General features: G+C 65.0%; 6 protein-coding genes. 2 read left to right on the forward strand and 4 right to left on the reverse strand.

Going from position 1 to position 7244, the window contains the following annotated elements; translation table 11 throughout:
• Positions 1-203 precede the first annotated feature (203 nt).
• Positions 204-2030, forward strand: a complete 1827-nt coding sequence (locus IPN02_06615; protein ID MBK9296518.1) for a SulP family inorganic anion transporter — start codon at positions 204-206, stop codon at positions 2028-2030.
• Positions 2031-2169: 139 nt separating this feature from the next.
• Here the strand turns inward: IPN02_06615 and IPN02_06620 are convergent, their stop codons facing one another.
• Positions 2170-2679 carry a DUF1269 domain-containing protein gene (locus tag IPN02_06620; GenBank protein MBK9296519.1) on the reverse strand — a complete coding sequence of 170 codons (510 nt, stop codon included), beginning with the start codon at positions 2677-2679 and terminating at the stop codon, positions 2170-2172.
• A 306-nt stretch (positions 2680-2985) separates the two neighbouring features.
• Positions 2986-4383: a sulfatase-like hydrolase/transferase gene (locus IPN02_06625; protein MBK9296520.1), complete on the reverse strand. Its 1398-nt coding sequence runs from the start codon at positions 4381-4383 to the stop codon at positions 2986-2988.
• Positions 4384-4645: 262 nt separating this feature from the next.
• On the opposite strand from IPN02_06625, the gene IPN02_06630 reads away from it, so the two are divergent.
• Positions 4646-5572, forward strand: a complete 927-nt coding sequence (locus tag IPN02_06630) for a formylglycine-generating enzyme family protein (protein ID MBK9296521.1) — start codon at positions 4646-4648, stop codon at positions 5570-5572.
• 56 nt (positions 5573-5628) lie between these two features.
• Here IPN02_06630 and IPN02_06635 read toward each other — a convergent pair whose 3' ends face one another.
• Together IPN02_06635 and IPN02_06640 are read right to left on the reverse strand one after the other, a co-directional pair.
• Entirely contained in the window at positions 5629-6441 is an 813-nt protein-coding gene (locus IPN02_06635; protein ID MBK9296522.1) for a haloacid dehalogenase-like hydrolase, read from the reverse strand.
• A 104-nt stretch (positions 6442-6545) separates the two neighbouring features.
• Positions 6546-7139, reverse strand: coding sequence for a mechanosensitive ion channel (locus tag IPN02_06640; GenBank protein ID MBK9296523.1), 594 nt, complete (start codon positions 7137-7139; stop codon positions 6546-6548).
• Between the last annotated feature and the right edge of the window lie 105 nt (positions 7140-7244).

Below are 7244 nucleotides of genomic sequence, written 5' to 3' on the forward strand. Positions count from 1 at the left end.
CGCAGCGGCAACCGTATGAAAATCCGAGCTGAGTTTGTGTTTCTCATCGCCCACGCTGGCTGATGGCGCGTTGGGGACTGCTGACCCACTCACTTGCACCCGGCAACTGTCACTGACGGAAGAGAAGGCATGGCCACGACGACAACCACAACGGCGAAGCCCACCGCCCCAAGTGCTGTGCAGCGATGGTTTCCCATCGCCGCATGGCTGTCGAAGTACAAGTGGGGTTCGTTCTTCGTCGCCGACCTGATCGCGGCGATCAGCGTGGCGGCGCTGCTGATCCCCGAGTCGATGGGGTACGCGTCGGTGGCCAACGTCCCGGCCAGGTTGGGCTCTATGCCGCCCCCTTGGCGCTCGTCGGTTACGCGATGTTCGGTGGCTCGCGCGTCATGGTCTACGCGGCAGCCGGCTCGGTGGCGGCCGTGTCAGCCAACGTCGTGGCCGGGCTCAATGCGACCAGCCCCACCCAGGCGGTTGCGTTTACCGCCGCGTTGGCGGTCGCTGCGGGGCTGGTGTTCATCGTCGCCGGACTGGCAAAGATGGGTTGGATCTTGAACTTCATGTCGAAGGCCGTCATGGCGGGGTTCATCACCGGCATGGCGATCCAGATCATCGTCGGTCAGATCGGCAACATCACCGGGGTGAAGGCGTCCTCGGGCAATACGTTTCAGAAGCTGTGGTCGGAGCTGTCCCACATCGGTGACTGGAACTGGACCTCCACCGTTCTCGGACTTTTGGCGATCGCCCTGATCTTCGGTATCCAACGGTTTATGAAGCTGGTACCGGCCGCGCTGACCGCCGTCGTCCTCGCTTCGATCTACGTGGCAATCGCCAACCCGACCATCAACCTGGTGGCGAAGATCCCCAAGGGGCTGCCGTCGTTCACGGTTCCGACGCGGTTGTCGTGGTCCACGTGGGGAACCCTGCTGCTCGGCGGAGCCGTGGTGGCGCTCGTCGGGTTCTCCGAGGGATGGGGCTCGGCCTCGTCGATCGCTCGAACCACCCATGACGACCTCGATTCCAACCAGGAGTTTCGGGCGTTCGGCGTGGGGTTGGTCGGGTCCGGCATCCTTGGAGGGATGCCCGTCACCGGCAGCCTGTCCAAGTCGTCGGCCGCCATGGCCGCAGGCGCAAAGTCCCAGATGTCGAACGGCATCCTCGCTGTGGTCGTGCTTCTGACGTTGTTGGTGCTTGCCCCGGCGTTTCAATGGCTGCCCGAAGCCGCCCTCGGGGCGGTCGTGATCAACGCCATGTGGGGATCGGCGAACCCGACCAAGGTGATCAAGCTCAGGAACGTCGATCGTGTGGACTTTGTTCTCGGACTCGTCACCCTGCTGCTCGTCCTGGCGTTCGACCTGCTGCCGGCGATGGTCGCCGGGATCATCATGTCGATCATCTACCTCGTCTATCGGACGAGTTTCCCCGGCCGAGCCGAGCTCGGACAGGACTCGAAGACGGGTGATTTTGAAGCGCTCACCTGGATCTCCGGTGCGCAGAAGGGCGATGGCAACCCCAGCGCCCAACCTGTGCCCGGCGTCATGATCTACCGGTTCGACTCGCCCCTGGTGTTCTCGAATTCTGAGGCCTTCAAGAACACCGGACAGCAGATGCTGATCGATGCCGCCGAGAAGGGCCCGTTGCCCAGCACGCTGATCATCGACTGTGAGGAGATCTTCTATGTGGATGTGTCCGGTGCGGCCGCACTCCGCAGCCTCTGGCACTTCACGGAGCGCTACGACGTGAAGATCTCGTTGGCCCGGGTGCACCAGCACGCCAGGGAGATCCTCGAGGCCGATGGCATCATCGACGACCTGGGCGAGGAGGTCCAATGCGACCGCCGAAATCATCGCCCCGGCGCCGAACCCGGCGAGGATGCTCACTATCCGCGTCGGGATCTTCACCCAGCAGACGATCAGCCCGGCGAGCACCAGCGACGCCTGAGCGAGCGTTCCCAGACCGAATGCCTTGAGCAGTTCCATGCCAGCCTTGAGGTTGTGAATGGCCGGGCCGGGTCAGGCGCCCGCAGGTGAGCGCCAGCCCGAAGGTGGGAACAACGAGTGCGGGCCCCGCACAGCCTCCGTTGCAGGACCTGACGATCCCGGTCGGGTTGGCGGAGCCCGCATGCGTTGATGATGGCGGCGCCGCTTTGATGGCGACGGCGCCGACAACTCAGTTGATTTCGGAGGCGGCTTCCTGGACCGCTGCGTCGACGTCGTCCGTGCTGACACCGAGCTCTTTGGCGATGTGCTTCTCGGCGTTCAGCTGTGCTTTCTCAAGGGCAGCCTCGAGGGTGCTGGCACCAATGACCAGCAGTGCAGCTTCGCCGGAGTCGATCAGCTCACCGAGCTCCTTGACGTCGGACCGGGAGAGGCCGCGCCAGACGTGCCCACCGATACTGCCGATGGCCCCACCGACGAGGGCGGTGCCGAGGATGGCCGGCGGGAACAGGATGCCGATGACGGCGCCGGCTGCGGCGCCACCCCAACCGCCGTGGCGCGTGGCCATCTCGTCCTTGTTCACGTGCACCTTGCCGGAGGAGTCCTTGGTGATGACGGCGGCGTCGTAGGTGCCGACAGCGCCGTCGGTGTGGAGGTCCTTGACGATGGCGTAGTCGTCTCGGGCGAACGCCTCGCTTGCGTACGTGCCGATGTAGAGGAAGGTTCCGTCTGCTTTTGCCATGTGATCTCTCCTGTTCGTGAGGCCCTTGAAAAAGGTGCTCCGCTTGGTTGTGGAATCAGCTTGAGGCCGAGCGATCCCTGCGGCATCACCCACATCAGGGGATTCGATTTGACCCGATCCTGCATACCCATCGAGGGCGTGATGCCTTCGACGCTGTACTTCTCGGATCGGCCCGAGCGGGTGGGCACCCGTCTCGGTGTGCGGCGCTCGCCGCCGGGGACGCCGACGCTCGCGCCGCCGCATGGTCTGACATCACGTGCCCGCTGGAACGACAGCAAGTCGCTTGAATCCGGGCCAGGTCGTCGCTCAGCCCTTCTGCGTTGAGGCCGACGCCGGGTAGCCGTCGAACTCCTCACCGGGTTCGATGTTCGGGTACTGGGCAACGGTCTTCTCGAACTGGGCGATGGAGCTGAACGCCACACCGAACATCCAGCCCATGTCGAGCTTGAACTGGAACAGGTTGTAGCGCTCGCCGGGATCGCTGCCCAGGTCGAAGAACATGGGGAACTGCGGCTGCACGATCGGGTCGGCGATCCCCTCGCAGTGGCGAAGCACCACCTTGACCTGGCGCCACTTCGACGACATCAGGCCGCCGTCAGGTCCGAAGAACAGCAACGATTCCCGGCCGGTCTCCTCGCTCGTACCCTGAAGGAACTCCGACGCGTCGACGCCGTCCATCGGCCGGTCGGTCGGCACCTTGTCCGAGGCTCCTGCAAAGGCGGCGAAGGTCTGGTACCAGTCGTGCGCCGACAGCATCTGTTCGGTGACCACGCCCTCCGGCACCGTTCCGGGGTAGCGGACCATGGCGGCGGTGCGCATCGAACCCTCCCATGGCGGGGTGAAGAAACCGCCGCGGAACGGGCCGCTCGAACCGCCATGGGGGACGGTATCGATCAGCCCGGCGCCGTTGTCGCTGGAGAACACGAGGAGGGTGTTGTCGGCGATGCCTGCCTCGTCGAGGCAGTCCATGATCTGGCCGACGCGATGGTCCAGCTCGGCGATGACGTCGGCGTACAGGCCCAGCCGCGACGGGTCGGTCTGATCGAAATCGGGGTGGACCGCTTCGGGCGGGTGCATGTTTGCGAGCCCGACGTAGGTGAAGAACGGCTGGTCTGCCTTGGCCTTGATGTAGTCGGTGGTCTTACCGACGATCAGCTCATCGAGCAGCGGCCGCACCTCCAAGTTGAGCTCGCGCACCTCGGTCGACTTGCTGCCCTTCACGCCCTCCCAGATATGGGGTGTGTCGAGTCCCATCTTCTCAGCGAGTGCATTGAACGCCGCATACGACGTCCAGCCGGCCTCGTCGGCGCTGTTCTTGTAACCCCACCACTCGTCGAAGCCTTGGTCGTTCGGCAGACGTCCCTCAGTCTCACCGCAGTGCCACTTGCCGAACAACGACGTGGCGTAGCCCGCGTCGGAGAGCAGCTCGGCGATCGTGTACTCCCAGGGGACGAGGCCGGACTTGCCCCCGGAGCCGGGCGTCGGCACCTTGTAGGTGCCGGATCGCACCGACTGGCGGCCGGTCAGGATGGCCGAACGCGTCGGGGTGCATTGGGACTCGACCGTGTAGTTGTTGAACCTGATGCCCCCGCTGGCCAGTTCGTCGATTCGAGGCGTCGGCGTCGTCCCGCCGTAGCAGGAGAAGTCACCCCAGCCGATGTTGTCGCACAGAACGAAGACGATGTTGGGCTGGTTCGTGGCCACTTGGCACCTCGCTGGGTCGGCACGGGTCCCCGATGGACAGGTGCAACACCAGCGTGGGCGAAGCGTGTGCCGCCCGGCATCGCCTACATCAGGTGAAATGTCGACCACCGACGCGCCGGCGCACGGAGATCTGTGATCATGTGGCCTCACCCGAGCGCTGGAACGCACCGGGGACCAGAGCGCCATGTCGCGCAGGGGAGGAACCATGCAGTCCGACGGACAACCGTGTTGCGCGCCGGTACGGCCGACCGAGCCGGGAGCTTTGCCCGCCGACGCAGAACCAAGCGGGGCAGGAGCTGGTTCCGAACACCAGGTTGGGACGCAGCGCGAGCGCATCGAGTTCGACTTCGTCGACATCCCGGGCGGCGAGTTCACCATGGGCACTAACGATCCGCGCGGCTACCCCACCGACGGCGAAGGTCCGGAACACACGGTGGCCTTGAGCCCGTTCGCAATCGCCCGGACCACGGTGACCAACGATCAGTTCCAAGCGTTCACTACTGCAACCGGCCATCAGAGCACGGCGGAACGCTTCGGTAACTCGTTCGTTTTCGGCGGTCTGCTCCCCGACGACTTCCCGCCGACCCGCGGTGTGGAAGCGGCCCCCTGGTGGCGCGAGGTCGATGGGGCGGACTGGCGACACCCGGAGGGCCCGCACAGCGACGTTGCCGATCGAGGTGGCCACCCTGTGGTCCACGTCAGCTGGGAAGACGCAGTTGCGTTCTGCGACTGGAGCGGCACGACCCTGCCGACCGAAGCGCAGTGGGAGTGTGCTGCACGTGGGGGGCGGAGCGGATCGCACTTTCCGTGGGGCGACGACCTTGAGCCGAACGGTGAGCACCGGATGAACGTTTTCCAAGGTGACTTCCCGGGTGGAAACACCGGTGCCGACGGGTGGATCGGGACGAGTCCCGCCGACCATTTCCCGCCGAACGGCTTCGGCCTCCACCAGATGACCGGCAACGTCTGGGAATGGTGTCTCGACTGGTTCGCCCTGCTCACATACAACCGTAGGGCCGCCGTCGATCCGGCCGGTCCGCCAGAGGGGTCGGCGCGGGTGATGCGTGGCGGTTCGTACCTGTGCCACGAGAGCTACTGCTGGCGTTACCGGGTCGACGCGCGGAGCGCGAATCAGACCGACTCCACCGCCGGCAACATCGGCTTTCGGGTGGTTGCAGGGCCCAGCTGACTCGGCCGGCGCAACGGGCCAGCGGCCTGAGCCCTGGAGACCTGGCTCCGACGTGCTCATGAGCCTGACGGGTAGATCGTGGCCCAGTCGGAGGCCATGTCGACCACGGTCCAGTCGTGCTCGGTGGCGGCCGACATGATCTGGTCCGTGCCACTGCCAAGGGTCGGGTCTCGGTCGTAGGCGTACTCCCGTTCGGCGTCGGTGTGGTGCACGAACATCTGCAGCGTGCGGTGCGGGCTGCCGGCGGTCCACTGGAGCATGGCCAGGTCGCCGTCGGTGTTCCCGGCGGCGAGTATTGGGCGCTGCCCGACATGACGGTGGATCGATTCCGGCTTGTGCGGGCCGTCGTCGAGAACCTGGATCTTCGGAGACTTGACCAGTTCGGGGCCGGTCGACCCGATGCGGAACTCGGTTTCCCCGACACTCCCGATCACCCGGTGTGGGGGGAGCCCGTAGACCTCGGGTGCCCAGGTTCGCATGAAGTCGGTGCCGCCGCCCGAGAAGATCCAACAGGAGAAGGCGTGCTCGTCGAGCAGCGCGAGCAGTTCCAGCATCGGCTGGTACGCGGTTGCCGGGTACGGCCTATCGAAGCGTGGATGACGCGCCGATGACAGCCAACTCCGGCACAAGTCGTCGAACTCATCGGTGGTCACGCCCGAGTGGGTGAGGGCGATCAGGTCTTTCAATGCGTTCATCCCGCCCGCATGTAGGTCGTCCAACGTGGTGGGTTGGCCCAGTTGCGTCGCTCGGTCGAGGGCAAAGGCGAGTTGGGCATAGAGCGGCTGCTCGGTCCACAACGTGCCGTCGTTGTCGAACACCGCCACGCGTTCAGACTCCTCGACGTACTCGGGTGATTCGGGGTCGGCCACGGCATCGACGAAGTCGATGATCGACTGCCGGGTGGGTGTCTGCCGCCAACTCGGCAACAGACCTCCGCCCAAGCCTGAGGTGTCCGTGCTCACGGTTGTGTTGGTCATGGTCTACTTGCCTTCCTAGCGTGCTCAACGTCGGTGCCGGCCGCCAGCTTCACGTCGACGGTCGAACGCCGATCACTCTCGGTCGAGTAGACGGTCACCGTCTTTGACAGCACGGTGACATTCGGGACATGAACCCGCGTCCCGTCTCGCTCTCGCAGCACCACGCTCCGTTCGGTGATCTCGATGACCTCGCCGAGGACGTCGTCGACGCAGATCTCGTCGCCAACGCTGAACGCCGGTCGCGAAGCGATCAGGACGCTGACGGCAAAACTGTCGACGAGCGGCTTCAACGAGAATCCGACGATCACTAGCGCAAGCGGAACGAACAGCGAGAACCAGCCGACCTCCATGCCCAAAATGCTCAGCGACCACGCAACGGCAACGGCGATGACCCCCCATTGCACAACACGGCCTATCAGCTTCTCCACCTGCTCGTTGGGCCCACCAGGTCGGCCGAGTGCGCTACGGAGGGCTCGCCCCAGCAGCCAAGAAAGCAGCACTCCACCACCGAGCACGACGAGCGCGACAATGACGTCGGCGGTGGTGATCGGCTGCCCAGTGAACGCCTTCCGGAACGTCTCCAAGTCCATGGTCGCCGATCGTAGAGCGAGCGACTCGGTCCCCGGCACCCCCAATTTGGGTGATGAGGGCAACCCAGCCGCCACTGCTCAGGCCAACCGACACGCCACTGAATC

The sequence above is a fragment of the Candidatus Microthrix subdominans genome, assembly GCA_016719385.1.
GTDB classification, from domain to species: domain Bacteria; phylum Actinomycetota; class Acidimicrobiia; order Acidimicrobiales; family Microtrichaceae; genus Microthrix; species Microthrix subdominans.

Excerpts from the sequence above, each read along its gene's own strand:
- IPN02_06615 (MBK9296518.1), top strand. The coding sequence starts at position 204 with ATGGCTGTCGAAGTACAAGTGGGGTTCGTTCTTCGTCGCCGACCTGAT.
- IPN02_06620 (MBK9296519.1), bottom strand. The coding sequence starts at position 2,679 with ATGGCAAAAGCAGACGGAACCTTCCTCTACATCGGCACGTACGCAAGC.
- IPN02_06640 (MBK9296523.1), bottom strand. The coding sequence starts at position 7,139 with ATGGACTTGGAGACGTTCCGGAAGGCGTTCACTGGGCAGCCGATCACC.